The sequence below is a fragment of the Streptomyces sp. XY006 genome (assembly GCF_002237655.1).
Classification (GTDB): Bacteria; Actinomycetota; Actinomycetes; order Streptomycetales; family Streptomycetaceae; genus Streptomyces; species Streptomyces levis.
Genome location: NZ_NOKT01000035.1, coordinates 23011 through 47079, shown reverse-complemented (window position 1 = coordinate 47079; position 24069 = coordinate 23011). Strand labels below are relative to the sequence as shown.

The 24069-nt window shown below is 72.3% G+C and carries 22 protein-coding genes; 17 read left to right on the top strand and 5 right to left on the bottom strand.

The features are described 5' to 3' along the window. Positions 1–54: 54 nt before the first annotated feature. From rplT to CHR28_RS31890, 8 genes are all read left to right on the top strand, one after another. Complete coding sequence (gene rplT / locus CHR28_RS31925; protein WP_010045263.1) at positions 55–438, top strand: 50S ribosomal protein L20; 384 nt, start codon at positions 55–57, stop codon at positions 436–438. Positions 439–526: 88 nt separating this feature from the next. Continuing rightward, the gene (locus CHR28_RS31920) at positions 527–1387 is read left to right on the top strand and encodes a TrmH family RNA methyltransferase (protein ID WP_094057203.1); all 861 of its coding nucleotides are present in this window, start codon (positions 527–529) and stop codon (positions 1385–1387) included. A 53-nt stretch (positions 1388–1440) separates the two neighbouring features. Then, positions 1441–2583, top strand: coding sequence for a sensor histidine kinase (locus CHR28_RS31915; protein ID WP_094057202.1), 1143 nt, complete (start codon positions 1441–1443; stop codon positions 2581–2583). A 154-nt stretch (positions 2584–2737) separates the two neighbouring features. Further along, a complete protein-coding gene (gene pheS / locus CHR28_RS31910; protein WP_094057201.1) occupies positions 2738–3865 on the top strand; it encodes a phenylalanine--tRNA ligase subunit alpha in 1128 nt (375 codons plus the stop codon). Next, positions 3865–6378, top strand: coding sequence for a phenylalanine--tRNA ligase subunit beta (gene pheT, locus CHR28_RS31905; RefSeq protein WP_094057200.1), 2514 nt, complete (start codon positions 3865–3867; stop codon positions 6376–6378). The genes pheS and pheT overlap by 1 nt, the downstream gene beginning before the upstream one ends. Before the next feature lie 233 nt (positions 6379–6611). Beyond that, positions 6612–7607 carry a PP2C family protein-serine/threonine phosphatase gene (locus tag CHR28_RS31900; protein WP_373453408.1) on the top strand — a complete coding sequence of 332 codons (996 nt, stop codon included), beginning with the start codon at positions 6612–6614 and terminating at the stop codon, positions 7605–7607. A 295-nt stretch (positions 7608–7902) separates the two neighbouring features. After that, positions 7903–9243, top strand: a complete 1341-nt coding sequence (locus tag CHR28_RS31895; protein WP_094057198.1) for a transcriptional regulator — start codon at positions 7903–7905, stop codon at positions 9241–9243. 106 nt (positions 9244–9349) lie between these two features. Continuing rightward, complete coding sequence (locus tag CHR28_RS31890) at positions 9350–9895, top strand: NUDIX hydrolase (protein ID WP_094057197.1); 546 nt, start codon at positions 9350–9352, stop codon at positions 9893–9895. A 14-nt stretch (positions 9896–9909) separates the two neighbouring features. Here CHR28_RS31890 and CHR28_RS31885 read toward each other — a convergent pair whose 3' ends face one another. Both CHR28_RS31885 and CHR28_RS31880 read right to left on the bottom strand, forming a co-directional pair. Continuing rightward, positions 9910–10167: a hypothetical protein gene (locus CHR28_RS31885; protein WP_094057196.1), complete on the bottom strand. Its 258-nt coding sequence runs from the start codon at positions 10165–10167 to the stop codon at positions 9910–9912. Positions 10168–10458: 291 nt separating this feature from the next. Further along, positions 10459–11334 (bottom strand): 3-hydroxybutyryl-CoA dehydrogenase, encoded by an 876-nt coding sequence (locus CHR28_RS31880; RefSeq protein WP_094057195.1) that lies wholly within the window; start codon positions 11332–11334, stop codon positions 10459–10461. A gap of 179 nt (positions 11335–11513) precedes the next feature. On the opposite strand from CHR28_RS31880, the gene CHR28_RS31875 reads away from it, so the two are divergent. Then, on the top strand, positions 11514–12743 hold the full coding sequence (locus CHR28_RS31875; RefSeq protein WP_094057194.1) for a glycoside hydrolase family 10 protein: 1230 nt from the start codon (positions 11514–11516) through the stop codon (positions 12741–12743). A 1-nt stretch (position 12744) separates the two neighbouring features. Here CHR28_RS31875 and CHR28_RS31870 read toward each other — a convergent pair whose 3' ends face one another. Together CHR28_RS31870 and CHR28_RS31865 are read right to left on the bottom strand one after the other, a co-directional pair. Beyond that, entirely contained in the window at positions 12745–12945 is a 201-nt protein-coding gene (locus tag CHR28_RS31870; protein WP_010045242.1) for a DUF1918 domain-containing protein, read from the bottom strand. A gap of 92 nt (positions 12946–13037) precedes the next feature. Next, complete coding sequence (locus tag CHR28_RS31865) at positions 13038–13958, bottom strand: DMT family transporter (protein ID WP_094057193.1); 921 nt, start codon at positions 13956–13958, stop codon at positions 13038–13040. Between CHR28_RS31865 and CHR28_RS31860 the strand changes: the two genes are divergently transcribed. From CHR28_RS31860 to CHR28_RS31850, 3 genes are all read left to right on the top strand, one after another. Beyond that, entirely contained in the window at positions 13957–15393 is a 1437-nt protein-coding gene (locus tag CHR28_RS31860; RefSeq protein WP_094057192.1) for an aminotransferase-like domain-containing protein, read from the top strand. The genes CHR28_RS31865 and CHR28_RS31860 overlap by 2 nt on opposite strands. A 40-nt stretch (positions 15394–15433) precedes the next feature. Continuing rightward, entirely contained in the window at positions 15434–15874 is a 441-nt protein-coding gene (locus CHR28_RS31855) for a GNAT family N-acetyltransferase (RefSeq protein ID WP_094057191.1), read from the top strand. Positions 15875–15947: 73 nt separating this feature from the next. Next, positions 15948–16541, top strand: a complete 594-nt coding sequence (locus tag CHR28_RS31850; RefSeq protein ID WP_094057190.1) for a histidine phosphatase family protein — start codon at positions 15948–15950, stop codon at positions 16539–16541. Positions 16542–16596: 55 nt separating this feature from the next. Here the strand turns inward: CHR28_RS31850 and CHR28_RS31845 are convergent, their stop codons facing one another. Then, positions 16597–17037, bottom strand: coding sequence for a DUF6314 family protein (locus tag CHR28_RS31845; protein ID WP_094057189.1), 441 nt, complete (start codon positions 17035–17037; stop codon positions 16597–16599). Positions 17038–17174: 137 nt separating this feature from the next. Between CHR28_RS31845 and CHR28_RS31840 the strand changes: the two genes are divergently transcribed. From CHR28_RS31840 to CHR28_RS31820, 5 genes are all read left to right on the top strand, one after another. Then, entirely contained in the window at positions 17175–19658 is a 2484-nt protein-coding gene (locus tag CHR28_RS31840; RefSeq protein ID WP_094057188.1) for an alpha-L-arabinofuranosidase C-terminal domain-containing protein, read from the top strand. Positions 19659–19788: 130 nt separating this feature from the next. Continuing rightward, a complete protein-coding gene (gene argC, locus CHR28_RS31835) occupies positions 19789–20817 on the top strand; it encodes an N-acetyl-gamma-glutamyl-phosphate reductase (protein WP_094057187.1) in 1029 nt (342 codons plus the stop codon). Then, positions 20814–21965, top strand: a complete 1152-nt coding sequence (gene argJ / locus CHR28_RS31830) for a bifunctional glutamate N-acetyltransferase/amino-acid acetyltransferase ArgJ (protein ID WP_094057186.1) — start codon at positions 20814–20816, stop codon at positions 21963–21965. The genes argC and argJ overlap by 4 nt, the downstream gene beginning before the upstream one ends. Further along, positions 21962–22873 carry an acetylglutamate kinase gene (gene argB, locus CHR28_RS31825; RefSeq protein ID WP_094057185.1) on the top strand — a complete coding sequence of 304 codons (912 nt, stop codon included), beginning with the start codon at positions 21962–21964 and terminating at the stop codon, positions 22871–22873. Before argJ ends, argB begins: the two co-directional genes overlap by 4 nt. Beyond that, a complete protein-coding gene (locus CHR28_RS31820; protein WP_094057184.1) occupies positions 22870–24069 on the top strand; it encodes an acetylornithine transaminase in 1200 nt (399 codons plus the stop codon). The genes argB and CHR28_RS31820 overlap by 4 nt, the downstream gene beginning before the upstream one ends.

Here is a 24069-nt window from a genome sequence, read left to right as displayed (position 1 = left end):
ATCGAATTCGGGCCGTGTGAGGATCACCGCGGCCCCGCTACAAGGAGTTAAGAAGTGGCACGCGTCAAGCGGGCAGTCAACGCCCACAAGAAGCGCCGGGCGATCCTCGAGCAGGCCTCCGGCTACCGCGGTCAGCGTTCGCGCCTGTACCGCAAGGCCAAGGAGCAGGTCACCCACTCGCTGGTCTACAACTACAACGACCGCAAGAAGCGCAAGGGTGACTTCCGCCAGCTGTGGATCCAGCGCATCAACGCCGCTGCCCGCGCCAACGGCATGACCTACAACCGCTTCATCCAGGGTCTGAAGGCCGCGAACATCGAGGTCGACCGCAAGATCCTGGCCGAGCTGGCCGTCAACGACGCCGGTGCGTTCGCCGCGCTCGTCGAGGTCGCCCAGAAGGCGCTGCCGAGCGACGTCAACGCCCCCAAGGCGGCCTGACGCCGGCTTCGAGCCGATGTGACTGACAGGACCCGCAGGCCGAACGGCCTGCGGGTCCTGCTGTGCAGCTACCGAGAAAGCGAACAGGATGTCCCCTGCCACCCCCGAGCTCATCTCCCCCCGCTCCTCCCGTGTCCTGGCGGCACGCCGGCTGGCCAAGCGGAACTTCCGGGGGAAGGAGCGGCTGTTCCTCGCGGAGGGGCCGCAGGCGGTGCGGGAGGCGGCCGGACACCGGTCCGGCGGTGCGGCCACGCTGGTGGAGCTGTTCGCCACGCTGGAGGCCGCCGAGCGGTACGCCGACATCGTCGGTGCCGCCCGGGACGCCGGAGCCCGGGTGCACCTCGCCGCCGAGCAGGTCATCGCCGACATCTCCACCACCGTCACCCCGCAGGGACTCGTCGGGGTCTGCCGGTTCCTCGACACACCCTTCGAGGAGGTGCTCGCCGCCCGCCCGCGGCTCGTCGCCCTCCTCGCCAACGTCCGCGACCCCGGCAACGCCGGCACCGTGCTGCGCTGCGCCGACGCCGCCGGCGCCGAGGCCGTCGTGCTGACCGACGCCTCCGTCGACGTGTACAACCCCAAGGCCGTCCGCGCCTCCGTCGGCTCCCTGTTCCACCTGCCCGTCGCCGTCGGTGTCCCCGTGGAGCAGGCCGTCGGGGCGCTGCGCGGCGCCGGTGTCCGCGTGCTCGCCGCCGACGGGGCCGGCGACCGGGACCTCGACGAGGAGCTCGACAAGGGCACCATGGGCGGACCCACCGCCTGGGTCTTCGGCAACGAGGCCTGGGGCCTGCCCGAGGAGACCCGCGCCCTCACCGACGCCGTCGTGCGGGTCCCGATCCACGGGAAGGCCGAGAGCCTGAACCTCGCCACCGCCGCCGCCGTATGTCTCTATGCGTCGGCGCGTGCACAGCGCGCCCCCGGAGGGTGCCGCTCCGTCACCGGGAACTAGTAGGGTGACCAGCTCAGGGACCCTCCGCGGAGCCTGAGAGGTGGGGTACGGGGATGAGCGTCGGCACGAGCAGCGCACCGGGAGCCCGGGACGCCGGGAGCCCACCCGCCGCGTCCCGGCCGTCCGGTGACCTCGCCGGCCTCGGCATCGACCCGGACCAGCTGCCCGACGGGCTGGTCGTCGCCGACGAGCAGGGCCGCGTCATCTGCTTCAACGCCGCAGCCGAGCGCATCACCGCCGTGCGCGCCCGGGACGCCCTCGGGCAGCGGCTGGAGAAGGCGCTGCCGTTAGAGGACCTCGAAGGGCGCCGCTGGTGGCAGCTGACCGACCCCTACGGCGGCCTCGCCATCCGGGTCGGCCAGCCCGAGCGCAACCTCCTGCTGCCCGGCGGGCGCGAGGTGCTGGTCTCCGCGCGCTACGTCCGCACCCGCCCCACCGGACCCGTGCGGCGTCTGGTCGTCACCCTGCGCGACACCGAGGCCCGGCGCCGCACCGAGCGCAGCCACGCCGAGCTGATCGCCACCGTCGCCCACGAGCTGCGCTCCCCGCTCACCTCCGTCAAGGGCTTCACCGCCACGCTGCTGGCCAAGTGGGAACGGTTCACGGACGACCAGAAGCGGCTGATGCTGGAGACCGTCGACGCCGACGCCGACCGCGTCACCCGGCTCATCGCCGAGCTGCTCGACATCTCCCGGATCGACTCCGGCCGCCTGGAGGTGCGCCGCCAGCCCGTCGACATGGGCGCCGCCGTAGGACGGCACATCCAGGCCTACGTCGCGGCCGGGCAGCCCGCCGACCGCTTCCTGCTGCGCGTCCAGCAGCCGCTGCCCGCCCTGTGGGCCGACCCCGACAAGATCGACCAGGTGCTCAGCAACCTGCTCGAAAATGCCGTGCGGCACGGCGAGGGAACTGTCACGATCGACATCACGGCCACGGCGTCCCCCCGCGAGGGCGAGGACACCGGCACGTCGGTCACAGTGAGCGACGAGGGGCCCGGCATCCCGGAGGAGTCCATGAACCGCGTCTTCACCCGCTTCTGGCGGGGCAGCAAGCGCGGCGGCACGGGTCTCGGGCTGTACATCGTCAAGGGCATCGTCGAGGCCCACGGCGGCACCATCACGGTCGGCCGCGCCCCCGGCGCCGGCGCCGAGTTCCGATTTACGTTGCCCGTGGCGGCTCCGGCGTATCTCGCCTGAGGACCACGGGCGCATTCGTCCACCTCCACCCCGTTAGACTCGGCCCCTGGCACCTTTGTGTCCCGCGGACGGCCGTCGGAGCCGGTGACGGGGACCTTCAGCCTCGGGGCACCTCCCAGCGACAGCTGGGGGACAATCGGAAGCACGGGAAGAGATGTCGGCACCGAATAAGTCGTACGACCCGGTCGAGGTCGAGACGTTGAAACCGGAAGAGATCGAGCGCATGCGGGACGAGGCGCTCGCCGCCTTCGCCGCCGCGGACTCCCTCGACGCGCTCCACGAGGCCAAGGTCGCCCACACCGGCCCCGCCTCGCCGCTGGCCCTCGCCAACCGCGAGATCGGCGCCCTGCCCCCGCACGCCAAGGCCGAGGCCGGCAAGCGCGTCGGCCAGGCCCGCGGCGCCGTCAACAAGGGGCTCGCCGCGCGCCAGGCCGAGCTGGAGGCCGAGCGCGACGCGCGGGTGCTGGTCGAGGAGGCGGTGGACGTCACGCTGCCCTACGACCGCGTACCGTCCGGCGCCCGGCACCCGCTCACGACCATGATGGAGCGGGTCGCGGACGTCTTCGTGGCCATGGGCTACGAGGTCGCCGAGGGGCCGGAGGCCGAGGCGGAGTGGTTCAACTTCGACGCGCTCAACTTCCTGCCCGACCACCCGGCCCGGCAGATGCAGGACACCTTCTTCGTGCAGGGCCCCGAGGGCACCGAGGAGTCCGGCTCCGGCGTCGTGCTGCGCACGCACACCTCCCCGGTCCAGGCGCGCGCCCTGCTCGACCGTGAGCTGCCCGTGTACATCGTCTGCCCCGGCCGGGTGTTCCGCACCGACGAGCTGGACGCCACCCACACGCCGGTCTTCCACCAGATCGAGCTGCTCGCGGTGGACGAGGGCCTGACGATGGCCGACCTCAAGGGCACCCTGGACCACATGGTCCAGTCGCTGTTCGGCGCGGACATGAAGACCCGGCTGCGGCCGAACTACTTCCCGTTCACCGAGCCCAGCGCCGAGATGGACATGCTCTGCTACGTCTGCAAGGGCGAGTCCGTCGGCAACCCCGACCGTTCCTGCCGCACCTGCTCGTCCGAGGGCTGGATCGAGCTCGGCGGCTGCGGCATGGTCAACCCCCGCGTGCTGCGGGCCTGCGGTGTCGACCCGGAGAAGTACAGCGGCTTCGCCTTCGGGTTCGGCATCGAGCGGATGCTGATGTTCCGCCACAACGTCGAGGACATGCGAGACATGGTCGAGGGTGACGTCCGGTTCACCCGGCCGTTCGGGATGGAGATCTGATGCGGGTCCCGCTTTCTTGGCTGCGGGAGTACGTCGACCTGCCGGCGACGGAGACCGGCCGGGACGTCCAGGCCAAGCTCATTTCGGCCGGTCTGGAGGTCGAGACCGTCGAGCGGCTCGGCGCCGACCTCAAGGGCCCGCTGGTGGTCGGCCAGGTGCTGACCATCGAGGAGCTGACGGAGTTCAAGAAGCCGATCCGCTTCTGCACCGTCGACGTCGGCCGGGCCAACGGCACGGGCGAGCCCCAGGAGATCGTCTGCGGCGCCCGCAACTTCGCCGTCGGCGACAAGGTCGTCGTGGCCCTGCCCGGCTCGGTCCTGCCCGGTGACTTCCAGATCGCCGAGCGCAAGACCTACGGCAAGATGTCGCGCGGCATGATCTGCTCCAGCGACGAGCTGAACATGGGCGACGACGGCACCAAGGGCATCATCGTGCTGCCGCCGGAGACCGAGGTCGGCAAGGACGCCGTCGAGCTGCTCGAGCTGGTCGACGAGGTCCTCGACATCGCCGTCACGCCCGACCGCGGCTACTGCCTGTCCATCCGCGGCGTCGCCCGCGAGACGGCCATCGCCTACGGCCTGCCGCTGCGCGACCCGGCGCTGATCGACGTGCCCGGCCCGAACGCCTACGGCTACCCGGTGCGGATCTCCGACCCCACCGGCTGCGACCGCTTCACCGCCCGTACGGTGACCGGCCTGAGCGCCGAGGCCCGCTCCCCGATCTGGCTGCAGCGCAGGCTGCAGAAGGTCGGCATGCGCCCGATCTCGCTCGCCGTCGACGTCACCAACTACGTGATGATGGAGCTCGGCCAGCCGCTGCACGCCTACGACCGCGGCCTGGTCCAGGGCACCATCGGCGTGCGCCGGGCCGAGCCGGGCGAGAAGCTCACCACCCTCGACGGCGTCGAGCGCACCCTGGACGCCGAGGACCTGGTGATCACCGACGACCGCGGGCCGATCGGTCTCGCCGGTGTCATGGGCGGCGCCAACACGGAGATCGCCGACCACGACGACGTGGAGAACGCCACGGCCGACGTGGTCATCGAGGCGGCCCACTTCGACGCGGTGTCGATCGCGCGCACGGCCCGCCGGCACAAGCTCTCCTCCGAGGCGTCCCGGCGCTTCGAGCGCGGTGTCGACCCGCAGGCCGCCGCCGCTGCCGCGCAGCGCACGGTCGACCTGCTGGTCCTCCTCGCCGGCGGCACGGCCGAGGCCGGTGTCACCGAGGTCCTCGCCCCGACCGCACCGCGCACCATCACCATCCCGGCCGACCACCCGGACAAGGTCGCGGGCGTCGCCTACGGCCGCGAGACCGTCGTCCGGCGGCTCCAGGAGATCGGCTGCGACGTCTACGGGCAGGACGAGCTCCTGGTCACCGTGCCGTCCTGGCGGCCGGACCTGACCGACCCGAACGACCTGGCCGAAGAGGTCATCCGCCTGGAGGGCTACGAGAACCTGCCCTCCACGCTGCCCAAGCCGCCGGCCGGCCTGGGCCTCACGGACCGGCAGCGGCTGCACCGGCGCGTCGGCCGCGCCCTGGCCGGCGCCGGATACGTCGAGGCGCCGAACTACCCGTTCATCGGCGAACCGGTCTTCGACCAGCTCGCCCTGGACAAGGACGACCCGGCCCGCCGTGTCGTGAAGCTCAGCAACCCGCTGAGCGACGAGGAGCCCGCGCTGCGCACGACGCTGCTGCCGGGGCTGCTCGCCGCGCTGCGCCGCAACGACGGCCGGGGCTCGCACGACCTCGCGCTGTTCGAGACGGGCCTGGTCTTCCGGCCGCGCGAGGAGCAGCGGATCGCCGCGGTGCTGCCCGTCGACCGCCGCCCCACCGACGAGGAGCTCGCCGAGCTGAACGCGGCACTGCCCGAGCAGCCGCGGCACGTCGCCGTCGTGCTCGCCGGTGCGCGCGAGCAGGCCGGCTGGTGGGGCAAGGGCCGTCCGGCGGACTGGGCCGACGCGGTCGAGGCGGCGCGGTCCGTCGCCCGCGAGGCCGGTGCCGAGCTGATCATCCGCAAGGGTCAGTACGGGCCGTGGCACCCGGGCCGCTGCGCCGAGCTGGCCGTCACCGTGGATGGTGCCGAGCGGGTCGTGGGGCACGCCGGTGAGCTGCACCCGCGGGTCGTGAAGGCGCTGGGGCTGCCCGCGCGCACCTGCGCGATGGAACTCGACCTGGACGCCGTGGAGTCGGCGGGTGACGCCACGGTGTCGGCGCCGCGGATCTCCACGTTCCCCGTCGCCACGCAGGACGTCGCCCTGGTCGTCGACGCGTTCGTGCCGGCCGCGGACGTCGAGGCGGCGTTGCGGGACGGGGCCGGTGAACTGCTGGAGTCCATCCGGCTGTTCGACGTGTACGAGAACGCCGAGCAGCTCGGTGAGGGCCGGAAGTCGCTCGCCTACGCGCTGCGGTTCCGGGCGGCCGACCGGACGCTGACCGTGGACGAGGCGTCCGCGGCCCGGGACGCGGCCGTCGCTCTCGCTGGTGAGCGGGTGGGAGCCGAGCTGCGGAGTTAGCGCCGTGGGGGCTGCGCGGTGACTCCGGCTGCGGGTCCGCTGTGGCTGGTCGCGCAGTTCCCCGCGCCCCTGGCGGGGCGGGTCACCTCACTCTTTTGAGTGGTAAAGGTGGCTGATCCTGCCTTTTCGGGCGGACTGTCCCACAGAATCGGACCGGCCTTCTCGGGCCGGTCCGATTCTGTGTGTCAGGGGCCTGATGGGGGGCCATCGGCATGATCCGCGTCCGTGGTCGGGTGCGTTGGCTCGGACTGCCGACGGTGTGGGGCGCGGCGGCTGTCACGTACAAGCTGGCCTGTCCGCTCGCCCAGCAGAACGATCTCCCCGCGCGCATCCTCACCAGCGCCGTGTTCTTCGCGGTCGGCACCGGGCTGATCCTCCACGTACGGCGGTCGCTGACGCGCGAGCTGCGGCAGCTGCGCCGGGTCGCGGGCGCCGCACAGAGCGCGCTGCTGCGTCCGCCGCCGTCCCGCGTCGACGGGCTGGACGTCGCCGCCGTCCAGGTGGCGGCGGAGCGCGGGGCCGCGATCGGCGGCGACCTGTACGAGGTCGTGGCCACGGAGCACGGTGTGCGGGCCGTGATGGGCGACGTCCGCGGCCACGGGATCGGCGCGTTCGGCACGGTCGCCGCCGTGCTCGGCTGCTTCCGCGAGGCCGCGCACGACGAGAAGGACCTCGGGGATGTGCTGCGCCGGCTGGAGCGCGCCCTGGACCGGCATCTGCGTCTGGAGCATCCCGCCGGCGACATCGAGGAGTTCGTGACCCTGCTCCTCGTGGAGATCCGGGCCGACGGCGAGATGCTCGCGCTGAACTGCGGCCATCCCTGGCCGTACCGGCTGAGCGGCACACGGGCGGAACAACTCGCCGCCGGCGACCCGCATCCGCCGCTGGGCCTCTTCCCGCTGCCGCCGGTTCTGCCGACGGTCGGGCTCGGCCGCCTCGAACCCGATGACGCGCTGTTCCTCTTCACGGACGGTGCGCAGGACGCCCGGGACACCCGTGGCGCGTTCTTCCCGCTGGCGACGGCGCTGACGGGGGCGGCGGCGGACGGGCCGCTCTCCGCGCAGGGCGTCGTCGGCAGGATCTCGACCGCGCTGCGGCACCACATCCGGGGCACACCGCCGGACGACATCGCGCTGCTCGTCCTGAGGAACGGACGGCCGGCCCACCGGGGGGCGCAGGGAACGGCGCGAACGACCACAACGCACCCGCGGACCACCACGGCACCCTGAGCACCGCGGACCACCACGGCACCCTAGGCACCGCGACGCACGACGCACGGCCGGCGATGCCGTCCGCCCCGCCACGGAGTGTCGGGCAGGCGGCCGGGCGGACGGCGGAAGCGGGCCGCCGCACTGTACGAGGGGGAGCCGGCGGCCCGGCCGGCCTCTTGCGAGGCATTTCAGTCAACCGGCCGGCGACGCAGAGCGACAGCGCGCACACAGCGCGGATTCGAGCACTCCGTTCACACCCCGTGTGAACCCGGAACCACTAACCTGTCCGCACCGAGCCACCCGGGGGGCCCACATGCAGCCCAATACTCTGCTCGACGCGATCCTGGACGAGGCGGGGATCTCGCACGCGGGGCTGGCCGCACACGTGAATCAGGCGGGACGGGCACGAGGCCTGTCCCTGCGCTACGAACACACCGCCGTTGCCCGGTGGTTGAAGGGGCAGCGCCCGCGCGGGCAGGTGCCCGACCTCATCTGCGAGGTGCTGGCCGCCCGGCTGCAACGGCAGGTCACCCTCGACGACATCGGACTCGGCGTGCCCGGCGAGCCGTCCGCCCCGCACACCGGCTCGCTCTCCGGGTTCGTCGAGCGGGCCACCGCCCTGTGGCGCTCCGACCAGCAGCAGCGCCCGCACATCCTGGGCGCCCCCGCCCTCACCGGCACACCCGCCGTCATGCCCGTGTGGGAGTGGGAGAACCCGCCCGAGGACGTCGACGTCTCCCGGGGCGGCAGACACCGGGTCACCCCGGGCGACCTGGAGATGCTGCGGGCCGCCCGCACGCACTACGAGCAGATGTACCGCAAGGCCGGGGGCATCGCGACGCGCGCCCGGATCGTCGGCTTCCTCAACGCCGAGGCCGCCCCGCTGCTGCGCGGCAGCTACACCGACGAGACCGGCCGCCAACTGCACCGCGCCACCGGCGGGCTGGTCGCCGTCGCCGGCATCTGCGCCTACGACTCCGACGCCCACGGGCTCGCCCAGCGCTACTTCCACCAGGCGCTGCGCCTGGCCAAGGCCAGCGGGGACCGGGGGCTCGGGGCGTACGTCATCGCCCTGCTGGTCAACCAGTCGCTGTTCATGCGGGAGTACCGGCAGGCCGTCGCCTTCGCCGAGGCCGCGCTGCGCGCCGCCGGCAAGCACATCACCCCGGCGCTCGCCTCCGACCTCTACGCGATGCAGGCCAAGGCGTACGCGCATCTCGGCGACGGCGGCAGCGCCCTGTCCTGCATCCGGCGCGCCGAGCAGGCGGCCGAGCGCATCCGGCGCGGCTACGAGCCCGACGAGACCGGCTATGTCCAGCCGGGCCTGGTCAACGTCCAGGTGGCGGAGGCGCTGCTCAGCCTCGGGGAGATCGCAGCCGCCGGGGAGCATGCCGCGGCCGCCGTCGACAACCCGGCGCACGACCGGGGGCGTGTGCACCGGCTCGCGATGCTCAGCACCATCGAGCTGCGCCAGGGCAACGCCGACAAGGCCGTCGCCATCGCCGTGCAGATGGCCGAGCAGGCCCGTGGCATGGAGTCCCAGCGGTTGCGCGACCGGCTGCGCGCGGTGCGCGAACACCTGGTGCGCAGCGGGTGCGCCGGTACGTCCGAGGCCGCCGAACTCATCGACGGGGCCCTGCGCGTACCGTTGTAGATCCCGGGCTGCGGCCCCCGCCTGTCCCGAGCCGCTTCCTGTGCGCCTGCTGTCACCACGTCCCTGCTGCGATATTGCCCCTTACTCGACGGAAGGTGGCAGAACCGTGCAGTGGACGAAACGCAACGAACAAACTGTGTACTCAAACCGCTGGTTCAGCGTCAATCTCGCGGATGTCGAACTGCCGGACGGCCGGCACCTCGACCACTTCCTCATACGACTGCGGCCGGTCGCCGTGGCCACGGTGGTCAACGAGGCCAACGAGGTGCTGCTGCTGTGGCGGCACCGCTTCATCACGGACAGCTGGGGGTGGGAACTCGCGGCGGGCGTCGTCGAGGACGGCGAGGACATCGCCCGCGCGGCCGCCAGGGAACTGGAGGAGGAGACCGGCTGGCGGCCGGGACCGCTGCACCACCTCATGAGCGTGGAGCCGTCCAACGGGCTCACCGACGCCCGGCACCACGTGTACTGGGCCGACCGGGGCGAGTACGTCGGGCACCCCGTGGACGACTTCGAGTCGGACCGCCGGGAGTGGGTGCCCCTCAAGCTCGTCCCCGACCTGGTCGCCCGCGGCGAGGTCCCGGCCGCCAACATGGCGGCCGCGTTACTTCTGCTGCACCATCTCAGGCTCGGACAGGACACGTTGCCCTGACCCGACGTGGCCTTCTACCGTCCGAACGCCTGCCAGATCGCCACGACGAGGGCACCCACGGCGGTGAGGGCGGCGACCGCGGGCAGCGGCCAGCGCGCGTGTTCCAGTGTGTGGATCCGGGTGTTGAGTTCCTCGATCTCCTTGGCGGTCTCCTCGGTGCGGTGACTGAGCAGTGCCAGGCCGCCCTCGACGCGGGCGTACGCCACATCGAGGCGGCGCCGTAACTCTGCGAGTTCTCCATGGACGACGGGATGCTCGGGATCGACGGTCACGAGTCCGCTCCTTTCCGTAGTCATGTCACATCCCTGGTGTGCGCACAGGAGTCAACTCCCCTGGTGGGCGCCTGGGGAGAGTGTGCGAGGGGCATATGCGAGCCCGGCGCGCACACGGTGTGTGAATGCCGCGGGCCCGGCACCAACCCAGGTGCCGGGCCCGCCGCTTGGCCGAAATCTGACCGTCTGTAACCAGCCGCCTCAACGAACAGGCGGCGGAACGCGGACGCCGCCGCTTCCGGCCGTGGCCGGAGGAGCGGCGGCGTCGGGACGAGGACCGCGCCCGGGCGGTCAGCCGTACGTGTAGAAGCCCGAGCCCGTCTTGCGGCCCAGCCGGCCCGCGTCGACCATGCGCTGCAGCAGCGGGGGAGCGGCGTACAGCGGCTCCTTGTACTCCTCGTACATCGACTGCGCGACCGAGGCGACCGTGTCCAGGCCGATGAGGTCGGAGAGCTTCAGCGGGCCCATCGGGTGGGCGCAGCCCATCTCCATGCCGTTGTCGATGTCCTCACGGCTGGCGATGCCCGTCTCGAACATCCGGATCGCGGAGAGCAGGTACGGGATCAGCAGCGCGTTGACCACGAAGCCGGAACGGTCCTGGGCACGGATCGCGTGCTTGCCGAGCAGCTTCTCGGTGAACAGCTGGGCCCGGCTGATCGTGCCCTCGGACGTGGTGAGCGCCGGGATCAGCTCGACGAGCTTCTGCACCGGCGCCGGGTTGAAGAAGTGGACGCCGATGACCTGGTCCGGCCGCGAGGTCGCCACCGCCAGCTTCACCAGCGGGATGGACGAGGTGTTGGAGGCCAGGATGGCGTCCGGCCGGGTCACGACCTGGTCCAGGACCTGGAAGATCTCGGTCTTGACCTGCTCGTTCTCGACGACCGCCTCGATCACCAGGTCACGGTCGGCGAACTCGCCGAGGTCCGTGGTGAAGCTCAGGCGGGCCAGCGTGGCCTCCTGCTCCTCCTCGGTGATCTTGCCGCGCTCGGCGGCCTTGGCCAGGGAGCCGAACAGCCGGGTGCGGCCGATCTCCAGGGCTTCGCCGGTGGTCTCGGCGACCATGACGTCCAGGCCGGCCCGGGCGCACACCTCGGCGATCCCCGCGCCCATCTGACCGCAGCCCACGACTCCGACGCGTGCAATGTCTCCCGCTGGGATGTCCGTCACATCGTCCCTTTCGCTGCTGATCCACGACCGGGCAGGCCAGCCGGGTCCCGGCGCCTGCTCCGTTCGTGCACGTTACCGCCAAGTATCGATGATCGATCGCGGGGGGCGGGTCCGGTTCGGGCATGCTGGGCGCCAGGCGATCCGCGACCGGGCGGATCCACGGCATTTGGGGCACGCGCATGGGACGAGTCTCACGCAGGGCGTTCGCCGTGGCGGCGCTGTCGGCTTTCGCCATGACACCCACGGCATCGGCCGCGCCCGGGCGCAGGGGCGGGGCGCCGGCCTCCGAGATGCGGGGGGTGTGGCTGGCGACCGTGGCCAACCGGGACTGGCCGTCGAAGCCGGGCCTGTCCGCGTCGCAGCAGCGCGCCGAACTCCTCACCCATCTCGACACGGCGGTCCGCAACCGGCTCAACACCGTCGTCTTCCAGGTCCGGCCCACGGCGGACGCCCTGTGGCCCTCGCCGTACGAGCCGTGGTCGCAGTACCTCACCGGCACCCAGGGCAAGGACCCCGGCTGGGACCCGCTGGGCACGGCCGTGGAGGAAGCCCACGCCCGGGGCCTGAAGCTGCACGCCTGGTTCAACCCCTACCGGGTCGCCGCCCACGCCGACCCGACCCGTCTCGCGGCCTCGCACCCCGCCCGCCGCAACCCGGACTGGGTCGTCGCCTACGGCGGGAAACTCTTCTACAACCCGGGGCTGCCCGAGGTCCGGGCCTTCGTCGAGGACGCGATGCTGGACGCGGTGGCGCGCTACCCCGTCGACGGCGTGCACTTCGACGACTACTTCTATCCCTACCCGGTGGCGGGGGAGACGTTCGACGACGACGACGCCTACGAGGAGCACGGCGGCGGCTTCCCGGACCGGGCCGCCTGGCGGCGGGACAACATCGACCGGCTGGTGCGCGAGACCGCCGACCGCGTGAAGGAGATCCGGCCCGGCGTCCGCTTCGGCATCAGCCCCTTCGGCGTGTGGCGCAACGCCTCGACGGACCCGGCGGGTTCGGACAGCCGGGCCGGCGTGGAGACGTACGACGATCTGCACGCGGACACCCGCAAGTGGGTGCGGGAGGGCTGGATCGACTACATCGTCCCGCAGCTGTACTGGAACATCGGCTTCGCCGCCGCCGACTACGCCAAGCTGCTGCCCTGGTGGGCGGAGGTGGCACGCGGCAGCTCCACCCAGCTCTACGTGGGGGAGGCGCTGTACAAGGCGGGCGATCCCGCACAGCCGGCGGCCTGGCAGGAACCGTCCGAACTGTCCCGGCACCTGGCGCTCGCCAAGGAGTACACGCAGGTGCGCGGGCACGTGTTCTTCGCCGCCAGGGACGTGGCGGCCGACCGGGTCGGGGCGATGGCGAGGGTGGTCGCCGACCACTACGGGCAACCGGCGGACCCCCCGCGCTGAGTCACGGCCCGGTGGTGGTCTCCCGGTGGCGGATCTCGGTGTCGGGCCCCGGGGAGCACACGCCCTCGTGCCCGTCCTCGAACCGGACGCGGTACGGGGGGTTGCCCTCCTGGCCGAGCACCTCGACGATCTCGCCCACCTTGTCGTGCTGACCGACCACCCTGCCGTGCTGGACAAGCTGGTCGCCCACGGTTGCGCGCATCTGGGGCCTCCTCACAGGGAGCGGAGCAGCGGTCCGTGGCCTTGAGTCTACGGCCGGGGACGCGGGTCGGCAGGGGCCGTGCACCGCCCTGCTCAGCCGCGCGCCCGTTGTGTGACGGCGATGCAGACGAGCACCGCCGCCGCCGTCAGCGGGGCGGCCACCGTCAGGTGCTCGCCCAGCAGCAGCACCGACCACACCAGTGTGAGCAGGGGCTGAGCGAGCTGCAACTGGCTGGCCTTCGGGATGCCGATGGCCGCCATGCCCCGGTACCAGACGACCAGCCCGAGGAACTGCGAGCCCGCCGCGACCCACAGCAGCCCGGCGACGCTGTGCGCGGTCGGCTGCCAGGGCTCCTGGGCCAGCGCCAGGGCGGCCACGGGCACGGTCAGCGGCAGGCACAGCACCAGCGCCCAGCCGATCACCTGCCAGCCCGGCATGACCCGGGCCAGCCGGCCGCCCTCGGTGTAGCCGGCCGCGCACACCAGCAGCGCCGCGAAGAGGTACAGGTCGGCGGTGGACAGGGCGCCGCCGCTCTGCTGCACGGTGAAGGCGGCCACCGCCGCCGCGCCCGCGAGGGCCGCGGCCCAGAAGGTGCGCGAGGGCCGGGTGCCGACGCGCAGCGCGGAGCAGAGCGCGGTGGTCAGCGGGAGCAGCCCGACCACGACGGCCGCGTGCGCCGTGGTCGAGGTCTGCAGCGCCAGCGTCGTCAGCAGCGGGAAGCCGAGGACGACACCGGCCGCGACGACGGCCAGGCCCGGCCAGTGCCGGCGGGCGGGCAGCGGCACCCGCAGGACCAGCAGAGCACCGCCCGCGATCAGCGCGGCCAGGACGCTGCGCACGGCGACGAGCGACCAGGGCCCGAACCCCTCGAGACCCCACGCGGTGGCGGGGAAGGTGAGGGAGAAGGCGATGACGCCCAGGGCCGCCTGGAGGGTGCCGAAGCCGGGGCGGTCCCGCTCCGGGGCGGCGACTGCTATCCGAGGTGCGGCAGTAGCGCTACTCTGTGCTCTCATGCAAGAGCGTAGCAGTGTGGCTGAACTGGCGGAACAGCTGCGGCGGGAGCTCGACCGCTACTCACCGGGTGGAAAGCTGCCGTCCAGTCGGGCGCTGGTCGAGCGGTTCCGGGTCAGTCCGGTGACGGTGTCCCGGGCACTGGCGCAGCTCGCCGCCGAGGGGCTCGTGGTCACCCGCCCCGGCGCGGGCGCGTTCCGGGCGCGGTCCCGGCCGGCTCCGGCTCCCGCCGGCGACACCTCCTGGCAGGAGGTCGCGCTCAGCGCCGAGGGCGCCGCCGACCTCGTGCCCCGCTCGGTGGACGCCTCCGGGGTGCTGGTCTCGCTGGCCGCGCCGCCGCCCGGCGTGATCGAGTTCAACGGCGGCTATCTGCACCCCTCGCTCCAGCCCGAGCGGGCGATGGCCGCCGCCCTGTCACGGGCCGGGCGCCGCCCCGGTGCCTGGGGGCGGCCGCCCATGGAGGGACTGCCGGAGCTGCGCGAGTGGTTCGCGCGGACCATCGGCGGTTCCGTCACGGCCGCCGAGGTGCTGGTGACCGCGGGCGGCCAGTCCGCGCTCACCACCGCCCTGCGCGCCCTCGCCCCGCCCGGCGCCCCCGTGCTGGTCGAGTCGCCGACCTACCCCGGCATGCTCGCCATCGCCCGGGCGGCCGGCCTGCGCCCGGTGCCCGTCCCCGTGGACGCCGACGGGGTGAGACCGGCCCTGCTCGCCGACGCGTTCAAGGCCACCGGAGCCCCGGCCTTCGTCTGCCAGCCGCTCTTCCAGAACCCCACCGGTGCCGTGCTCGCGCCCGAGCGGCGCGCCGAGGTGCTGCGCATCGCCCGGGCGGCGGGCGCGTTCGTCGTCGAGGACGACTTCGTGCGGCGGCTGGTGCACGAGGACGCCGGGCCGCTGCCGCGCCCGCTGGCCGCCGACGACCCCGACGGCGTCGTCGTCCACGTCTCCTCGCTCACCAAGGCCACCTCGCCGAGCTTCCGGGTCAGCGCGCTGGCCGCCCGCGGGCCGGTCCTGGAGCGGCTGCGCGCCATCCAGGTCGTCGACACCTTCTTCGTGCCGCGCCCGCTCCAGGAGGCCGCGCTGGAACTCGTCGGATCACCCGCCTGGCCCCGGCACCTGCGGGCCGTCTCCGCGGAGCTGACGGCGCGCCGGCAGGCGATGACCGGCGCGCTCGGGCTGCACCTGCCCCACCTGGAGCTCGCGCACATCCCGTCCGGCGGCTACCACCTGTGGCCGCGCCTGCCCGACGGCACGGACGAGACGGCCCTGACGGCGGCCGCCCTGCGCGCCGGCGTCGCCGTCACGCCCGGGCGGCCCTACTTCAGCGCCGAACCGCCCGCCGCGCACCTGCGGCTGAGCTTCGCGGCGGTCGCCGGGACCGGGGAGATCGCGGAAGGCGTACGGCGGCTGCGCACCGCGTGCGAGGAGGTACTGGGATAACCGCTCGACCCCGGGCAGGTGATTTTGCGAGCATCCCGTCATGACCGACACGCCGCGCCTGCCCGAGGGCTACGAGATATCCACCGATCCGTCGCGCGTGGACGCCGAGCGCGTGCACCGCTGGCTGTCCACCGACGCGTACTGGGCACTGGGCCGCGCCCGCGAGAAGCAGGACCGGGCGATCGAGGGCTCGCTCAACTTCGGCGTGTACGACACCGCCTCGGGGGAGCAGGTGGCCTACGCCCGGGTCGTCACCGACCGGGCGACCTTCGCGTGGCTGTGCGACGTGTACGTCGACCCGTCGGTGCGCGGCAAGGGCGTCGGCACCGCGCTCGTGACGGCCGTGCGGGAGGAGGTGCGGTCGTTCGGGGTGCGGCGGGTGCTGCTCGCCACGCACGACGCGCACGGCGTCTACGAGAAGATCGGCTTCGCGCCGCTGGCCCGGCCCGAGCACTGGATGGTGCTCCTCTTCGATCAGTGAGGGGCACCGCACCCTCGGTAACTCCCAGGTAACACCTCTTGACCTGCGGTCTTGTGGCGCTCACGATCGCCGCATGTCACTTCGGGTCACGTTCGTCGCCGCCGCGCGCAGCTCCTCGCTGCTCGCCGAACGTTTCGAGGACGACCGGCCGCTGGACCAGGCCGGCTGGGGCGAGGTGGAGCGCGCCGCCCATGAACTGCTGCCGCTCGCGGCGGCCGACCTGCGCTACTGCTCGCCGGCCCCGCGCAGCCGGGCGACGGGGGAGGGGCTCGGGTACGCGCCGCTGGTGCAACTGGGGCTGCGCGACTGCGACATGGGCCGGTGGCGCGGGCTGACCCTGGGCGAGGCGATGGCCCGGGAGCCCGAGGCCGTGGACGCGTGGCTCGCCGATCCGCGGGCCACGCCGCACGGCGGTGAGTCCCTGATGGACTTCATCACCCGGATCGGCGGCTGGCTCGACACGCGGCCCGTGGAGGACGGCTGCCGGGTGGTGGCGGTGGCCGAGCCGTCCGTGATCCGCGCCGCCCTGGTGTACGCCCTGAAGGCGCCGCCCTCGACGTACTGGAACATCGACGTCCGCCCGCTGTCGACGACGACGGTGACGGGCCGCGGGGGGCGCTGGAACCTGCGCTTCGACGGGAGCCTGACTCAGCGTTCGCGCGCCTAGTGCGTCTGCTCGCCGCGCGGCGGGCCCGTGCCGTGGCCGGTGTCTTTCCTCCGGCTCACGCCTCGCGTGCGTACTCCGTGCGCAGCACCAGGTCCTTCGCGGGGCCGCGGACGCGCCACACCGTGTGCCAGTGGTCCGCGTCGAGGGCCGCGAACTCGCCGCGGTAGAGGTCCGCGGCGCAGGGGTGGTCGGCGACGTGCCGTCCGGACGTCAGGTCCAGGTCGTGGAAGGGCCGGCCGTCGGCGAACCGTACGTCCGCCGTGCCGTCCGGGCCCGGCAGGAACCGCAGCGTCCGCTCGGCGGGCCGGGCCACGCCCTGCCAGACGAACGTGCCCGACTCCCGGTGCAGCAGCCCGCCGTCCTCCCGGGCCTCGAACACTGTGCTGCCCGTGAACTCGCCCTCCGCGCCGCTCGCGAGATCCCGCACCGACCGGGTCACGCGCCAGTGCCCGGCCAGATACGCCAGCACGTCCGGCACTGGCCAGAACTCGCCCATCGCGCCCCGTTCTCCGTCCCGTCCGGTGGTGCGCGACCCATTGACGCGCACCTGCCCCCTCCCTATCTTGCCGTTCGAAGTGTTGACCAGCGTCTGATATTTCGAACACTCCTCTACCAGAGAGCCGCGGAGTATCCATGCCACGCACCGCCCGCACCGGATGGAGAGCCGGCTTCACGGCCACCGCCCTCCTGACGGCAGCAGCCCTCGTACCGGCCCCCGCCCACGCCGAGGACGTCACCGACTACGCGATCACCGTCGACCCGTCCGCCCGGGGCGCGACGATCGACGACACGATGTACGGCGTCTTCTTCGAGGACATCAACCGGGCCGCCGACGGCGGTCTGTACGCCGAGCTCGTGCAGAACCGATCCTTCGAGTACTCCACGGCCGACAACGGCGCCTACACGCCCCTGACCTCCTGGACGGCGGCCGGCACGGCCCAGGTGGTGAACGACTCCGGGCGGCTCAACGCGCGCAACCGCAACTACCTCTCCCTGGGCGCCGGTTCGTCCGTCACCAACGCCGGCTACAACACCGGCATCCGGGTCGAGCAGGGCAAGAAGTACGACTTCTCCGTGTGGGCCCGCGCCGAGAGCGGCAGCACGCTCACGGTCTCGCTGAAGGACACGGCGGGCAGCCTGGCGACCGCCCGCCAGGTCGCCGTCGAGGGCGGCTGGACCAAGTACAAGGGCACCTTCACCGCGACCCGCACCAGCAGCCGCGGCCGGCTCGCCGTGGCCACCGCGCACGCCGCCGCGCTCGACGAGGTGTCGCTGTTCCCGCGCGACACCTACAAGAACCAGCCCAACGGCCTGCGCAAGGACCTCGCAGAGAAGATCGCCGCCCTGAAGCCCGGCTTCGTGCGCTTCCCCGGCGGCTGCCTGGTCAACACCGGGTCCATGGAGGACTACAGCGAGGCGAGCGGCTGGCAGCGCAGGCGCAGCTACCAGTGGAAGGACACCGTCGGACCGGTCGAGGAGCGCGCCACCAACGCCAACTTCTGGGGCTACAACCAGAGTTACGGCCTCGGCTACTACGAGTACTTCCGCTTCTCCGAGGACATCGGCGCGATGCCGCTGCCCGTCGTCCCGGCCCTGGTGACCGGCTGCGGCCAGAACAAGGCCACGGAGGACGACGCCCTGCTCCAGCGGCACGTCCAGGACACCCTCGACCTGATCGATTTCGCCAACGGCCCGGCGACCTCGAAGTGGGGCAAGGTGCGCGCCGCGATGGGCCACCCCAAGCCCTTCCACCTGACCCACATCGGCGTCGGCAACGAGGAGAACCTCCCGCGCGAGTTCTTCGCCCGCTTCGAGAAGTTCCGGGCCGCCATCAAGGCGAAGTACCCCGGCATCACGGTCATCTCCAACTCGGGCCCGGACGACGCCGGCGCGATCTTCGACACCGCCTGGCAGCTCAACCGCGAGGGCGGGGTCGACATGGTCGACGAGCACTACTACAACAGCCCCGACTGGTTCCTGCGGCACAACGACCGCTACGACTCCTACGACCGCACGGGCCCCAAGGTCTTCCTCGGCGAGTACGCCTCCCAGGGCAACGCCTGGAGGAACGGCCTGGCCGAGGCCGCCTTCATGACCGGCCTGGAGCGCAACGCGGACGTCGTGAAGCTGGCCTCGTACGCCCCGCTGCTCGCCAACGAGGACTACGTGCAGTGGCGCCCCGACATGATCTGGTTCAACAACCGGGCCTCCTGGAACTCGGCCAACTACGAGGTCCAGAAGCTGTTCATGACCAACGTCGGCGACCGCGTGATCCCCTCGAAGGCCACGACCACCCCGGAGGTCAGCGGCCCGATCACCGGCGCCGTCGGCCTGTCGACCTGGGCGACCAGCGCCGCGTACGACGACGTGAAGGTCACCTCGGCGGACGGCTCGACGCTGCTGAGCGACGACTTCTCCGGTGGCGCCGCGCAGTGGCGGCACAGCGGCGCCGGCGACTGGAGCGTCCAGGACGGGCAGTACGTCCAGACCGACACCGCCGCCGAGAACACCATGGTCACGGCGGGCGACCCGGCCTGGAAGGACTACGACCTGCGGGTGAAAGCCACCAAGAAGTCCGGCAAGGAGGGCTTCCTCGTCGCCTTCGGCGTCAAGGACACCGGCAACTACTACTGGTGGAACCTGGGCGGCTGGAACAACACCCAGTCCGCGGTCGAACAGGCCGTGGACGGCGGCAAGAGCACCCTGCTGACCAAGGCCGGGTCGATCGAGACGGGCCGGGCCTACGACATCCGCATCGAGGTGCGTGGCCGCCAGGTCACCCTGTTCCTCGACGGCCAGGAGTGGGGCCGCTTCACCGACGACAAGCCGGCCGAGCCGTTCCGCCAGGTCGTCACCCGCGACGCGCGGACCGGTGACCTGATCGTCAAGGTGGTCAACGCCCAGCCGGCCGAGGCCCGCACCGCCGTCGACCTCGGCGGGACCAGGGTCGCCTCCACGGCCCGCGTGACCACGCTGGCCGCCGACCAGGACGCGGTGAACACCGAGACGGACGCACCGGTGACTCCGGTGACGTCGACCTTCCGGGGCGTGGCCCCGAAGTTCACCTACACCTTCCCGGCGAACTCCGTGACGTTCCTGCGGATCAGACAGGGTTAGCGCCCGACCTCCTCGTGGGCCGCTGTCCTCCGGGCAGCGGCCCACGCGCGCGCGGCGGAGAGGATTGCATCATGGATTGCATAAACGTGCAGCGAAACGTATAGTCATGCTCTCTGAGGAGGAGGATTCCATGGCGGTACGAGCGGCAGTGGCCGGAGCGAGTGGATACGCGGGCGGGGAACTGCTGCGTCTGCTCCTGGCCCACCCCGAGGTCGAGATCGGCGCCCTGACCGGCAACTCCAACGCCGGCCAGCGGCTCGGCGCGCTCCAGCCGCACCTGCTGCCGCTGGCCGGCCGTGAGCTGCAGGAGACGACCCCGGAGGTCCTCGACGGCCACGACGTGGTCTTCCTGGCGCTGCCGCACGGACAGTCCGCCGCCGTCGCCGAGCGGCTCGGCCCGGACGTGCTGGTCGTCGACATGGGCGCGGACTTCCGCCTCACCGACGCCGCCGCCTGGGAGAAGTTCTACGGCTCGCCCCACGCCGGGACCTGGCCCTACGGCCTTCCCGAACTGCCGGGTGCCCGCGCCGCGCTGGAGGGGTCCAAGCGCATCGCGGTACCCGGCTGCTACCCCACGGCCGTCTCCCTCGCCCTCGTCCCGGCCTACGCGGCGGGTCTGGCCGGGCCCGAGGCGGTGATCGTCGCGGCGTCCGGCACCTCCGGCGCGGGCAAGGCGCCCAAACCGCACCTGCTGGGCAGCGAGGTCATGGGCTCGATGTCCCCCTACGGCGTCGGTGGCGGGCACCGGCACACCCCCGAGATCACCCAGAACCTCAGCGCGGCGGCGGGCGGGACGGTCTCCGTGTCCTTCACGCCCACCCTCGCGCCGATGCCGCGCGGCATCCTCGCCACCTGCAGCGCCAAGGCGACGGACGGCGTCACCGGCGAGGTGCTGCGCGCCGCCTACGAGAAGGCCTACGCGGACGAGCCCTTCGTGCACCTGCTCCCCGAGGGGCAGTGGCCCGCCACGGCGTCCGTCCACGGTTCGAACGCCGTTCAGCTGCAGGTCGCGTACGACGAGGCCGCCGGCCGGATCATCGTGATCAGCGCCATCGACAACCTCACCAAGGGCACCGCGGGCGGTGCCGTCCAGAGCATGAACATCGCCCTGGGTCTCGACGAGACCACCGGACTGACGACGATCGGAGTTGCGCCGTGAGCGTGACGGCAGCGAAGGGATTCACGGCGGCGGGCATCGCCGCCGGGATCAAGGAGAACGGCAATCCCGACCTGGCCCTCGTGGTCAACACCGGGCCCCGCCGCGCCGCCGCCGGCGTCTTCACCTCCAACCGGGTGAAGGCCGCCCCCGTCCTGTGGTCCGAACAGGTCCTCAAGAGCGGCCAGGTGTCCGCGGTCGTCCTCAACTCCGGCGGCGCCAACGCCTGCACAGGCCCGAAGGGCTTCCAGGACACGCACGCCACCGCCGAGAAGGCCGCCGAGGTCCTCGGGCGCGGCGCCATCGAGATCGCCGTCTGCTCGACCGGCCTCATCGGCGTCCTGCTGCCCATGGACAAGCTGCTCCCGGGCGTGGAGCAGGCCGCGGCGGCCCTGAGCGAGCACGGCGGCGAGAAGGCCGCCATCGCCATCAAGACCACCGACACCGTCCACAAGACGTCCGTCGTCACCAAGGACGGCTGGACCGTCGGCGGCATGGCCAAGGGCGCGGGCATGCTCGCCCCCGGCCTCGCCACCATGCTCGTCGTGCTCACCACCGACGCGGACCTGGACGACGAGAGCCTGGACAAGGCGCTGCGCGCCGCCACGAAGGTCACCTTCGACCGGGTCGACTCCGACGGCTGCATGTCCACCAACGACACCGTGCTGCTGCTGGCCTCCGGCTCCTCCGGCATCACCCCCGGGTACGAGGAGTTCGCCGAGGCCGTGCGGCAGGTCTGCGACGACCTCGGCCAGCAGCTCATCCGGGACGCCGAGGGCGCCAGCAAGGACATCAAGGTCGAGGTGGTGGGCGCCGCGACCGAGGACGACGCCGTCGAGGTGGGCCGCTCCATCGCCCGCAACAACCTCCTCAAGTGCGCCATCCACGGCGAGGACCCCAACTGGGGCCGGGTGCTCTCCGCCATCGGCACGACCAAGGCCGCCTTCGAGCCGGACCGGCTCAACGTCGCCATCAACGGCGTCTGGGTCTGCAAGAACGGCGGCGTCGGCGAGGACCGCGAGAAGGTCGACATGCGCTACCGCGAGGTGCACATCGTCGCCGACCTCGCCGCCGGGTCCGAGACCGCCACCATCTGGACCAACGACCTCACCGCCGACTACGTCCACGAGAACAGCGCCTACTCCTCATGAGCAGCGGATCCACGCGCAAGCACACCGCCCTGCCCAAGGCACAGATCCTCATCGAGGCCCTGCCCTGGCTGGTCCGGCACAACGGCAAGACGGTCGTCATCAAGTTCGGCGGCAACGCCATGGTCGACGAGGACCTCAAGGCCGCCTTCGCCCAGGACGTGGTCTTCCTGCACCACGCCGGCCTCAAGCCCGTCGTCGTGCACGGCGGCGGCCCGCAGATCAGCGCCGCCCTCGACCAGCACGGCATCGTCAGCGAGTTCAAGGCGGGCCTCAGGGTCACCACCGAGGACGCCATGGACGTCGTCCGCATGGTGCTGGCCGGCCAGGTCCAGCGCGAACTGGTCGGGCTGCTCAACCGGCACGGGCCGCTCGCCGTCGGCCTGACCGGCGAGGACGCGCACACCATCACCGCCACCAAGCACCAGCCGGAGATCGACGGCGAACTGGTCGACATCGGCCGGGTCGGCGAGATCACCGCGATCGACACGGGCGCCATCGAGGCCCTGCTCGCCGACGGCCGCATCCCGGTCGTCTCCTCGATCGCCCGCTCCCAGGACGACGGACATGTCTACAACGTCAATGCTGATACGGCGGCTGCGGCACTCGCTGCTGCACTGGGCGCCGAAACCCTCATGGTCCTCACGGACGTCGAGGGACTCTACGAGGACTGGCCGCACAGCGACGAGGTGATCAGCCGCCTCACCGCCACCGAGCTGGAGCGGCTGCTGCCGGACCTGTCCTCCGGCATGGTGCCCAAGATGGAGGGCTGCCTGCACGCGGTGCGCAACGGCGTGACCACCGCCCGCGTCATCGACGGCCGGGTCCAGCACTCGATCCTGCTGGAGATCTTCACCGACGAGGGGATCGGCACGATGGTCGTGCCCGACGAGAAGGGGGATGCGGCATGACCGCCAACGAGGAACTCGCCGAGCGGTGGCGGGGCGCGCTCATGAACAACTACGGCACCCCGTTGCTGCCCCTCGTCCGCGGCGAGGGCACCGCGGTCTGGGACGCCGACGGCACCCGCTACCTGGACTTCGTCGGCGGCATCGCGACCAACGCCCTCGGCCACGCCCACCCGGCGATCGTCGAGGCCGTGACCCGGCAGATCGGCTCCCTCGGCCACATCTCCAACTTCTTCATGGCCGACCCGACCGTGACGCTCGCCGAACGGCTGCTGCGGCTCTTCGGCCGGGACGGCCGGGTCTTCTTCTGCAACTCCGGCGCCGAGGCCAACGAGGCCGCCTTCAAGATCGGCCGGCTGACCGGGCGCACCCACATCGTGGCCACCGAGGGCGCCTTCCACGGGCGGACCATGGGCGCCCTGGCGCTCACGGGCCAGCAGGGCAAGCGCGAACCGTTCCTGCCGCTGCCCGGCGACGTCACCCACGTGCCGTTCGGCGACGCCCAGGCCCTGGCCGCGGCGGTGACGGATGAGACCGCGCTCGTCGTCCTGGAGCCGATCCAGGGCGAGCTCGGCGTGGTCGTCCCGCCCGCCGGATATCTCAAGGCCGCCCGGGCCATCACCGCCGCGACCGGGGCGCTCCTCGTCCTGGACGAGGTGCAGACCGGCATCGGCCGGACCGGGCACTGGTTCGAGTACCAGGCCCACGAGGGCGTCCTGCCCGACGTGGTGACCCTGGCCAAGCAGCTCGGCGGCGGGCTGCCGCTCGGCGCGACCGTCGCCTTCGGGCGCGCCGCGGAGCTGCTCCAGCCGGGCCACCACGGCACGACCTTCGGCGGCAACCCCGTCGCCTGCGCCGCCGGACTCGCCGTCCTCGACACCATCGAGAACGAGGGGTTGCTGGAGAACGTCAAGCGGCAGAGCGAGAAGTTGCGGGACGGAATCGAGGGCCTCGGCCACCAGTTGATCGATTCCGTCCGGGGCGCGGGACTCCTCCTGGGTATCGTGCTCACCGAGCCGCTCGCGCCGCAGGTGCGCCAGGCGGCTCAGGAGGCCGGTTTCCTGGTGAACGCGCCCGCCCCCGACGTCGTCCGGCTGATGCCGCCGCTGAACCTCCGCGACGCCGAGGTGGACGCGTTCCTGGGGGCACTTCCCGGCATCCTCCAGGCAGTGAACGGGGACGGACGATCCGGGGAATGA

Excerpts from the sequence above, each read along its gene's own strand:
- CHR28_RS31920 (WP_094057203.1), top strand. The coding sequence starts at position 527 with ATGTCCCCTGCCACCCCCGAGCTCATCTCCCCCCGCTCCTCCCGTGTC.
- CHR28_RS31915 (WP_094057202.1), top strand. The coding sequence starts at position 1,441 with ATGAGCGTCGGCACGAGCAGCGCACCGGGAGCCCGGGACGCCGGGAGC.
- pheS (WP_094057201.1), top strand. The coding sequence starts at position 2,738 with ATGTCGGCACCGAATAAGTCGTACGACCCGGTCGAGGTCGAGACGTTG.
- pheT (WP_094057200.1), top strand. The coding sequence starts at position 3,865 with ATGCGGGTCCCGCTTTCTTGGCTGCGGGAGTACGTCGACCTGCCGGCG.
- CHR28_RS31895 (WP_094057198.1), top strand. The coding sequence starts at position 7,903 with ATGCAGCCCAATACTCTGCTCGACGCGATCCTGGACGAGGCGGGGATC.
- CHR28_RS31875 (WP_094057194.1), top strand. The coding sequence starts at position 11,514 with ATGGGACGAGTCTCACGCAGGGCGTTCGCCGTGGCGGCGCTGTCGGCT.
- CHR28_RS31870 (WP_010045242.1), bottom strand. The coding sequence starts at position 12,945 with ATGCGCGCAACCGTGGGCGACCAGCTTGTCCAGCACGGCAGGGTGGTC.
- CHR28_RS31860 (WP_094057192.1), top strand. The coding sequence starts at position 13,957 with ATGCAAGAGCGTAGCAGTGTGGCTGAACTGGCGGAACAGCTGCGGCGG.
- CHR28_RS31865 (WP_094057193.1), bottom strand. The coding sequence starts at position 13,958 with ATGAGAGCACAGAGTAGCGCTACTGCCGCACCTCGGATAGCAGTCGCC.
- CHR28_RS31855 (WP_094057191.1), top strand. The coding sequence starts at position 15,434 with ATGACCGACACGCCGCGCCTGCCCGAGGGCTACGAGATATCCACCGAT.
- CHR28_RS31850 (WP_094057190.1), top strand. The coding sequence starts at position 15,948 with ATGTCACTTCGGGTCACGTTCGTCGCCGCCGCGCGCAGCTCCTCGCTG.
- CHR28_RS31845 (WP_094057189.1), bottom strand. The coding sequence starts at position 17,037 with ATGGGCGAGTTCTGGCCAGTGCCGGACGTGCTGGCGTATCTGGCCGGG.
- CHR28_RS31840 (WP_094057188.1), top strand. The coding sequence starts at position 17,175 with ATGCCACGCACCGCCCGCACCGGATGGAGAGCCGGCTTCACGGCCACC.
- argC (WP_094057187.1), top strand. The coding sequence starts at position 19,789 with ATGGCGGTACGAGCGGCAGTGGCCGGAGCGAGTGGATACGCGGGCGGG.
- argB (WP_094057185.1), top strand. The coding sequence starts at position 21,962 with ATGAGCAGCGGATCCACGCGCAAGCACACCGCCCTGCCCAAGGCACAG.
- CHR28_RS31820 (WP_094057184.1), top strand. The coding sequence starts at position 22,870 with ATGACCGCCAACGAGGAACTCGCCGAGCGGTGGCGGGGCGCGCTCATG.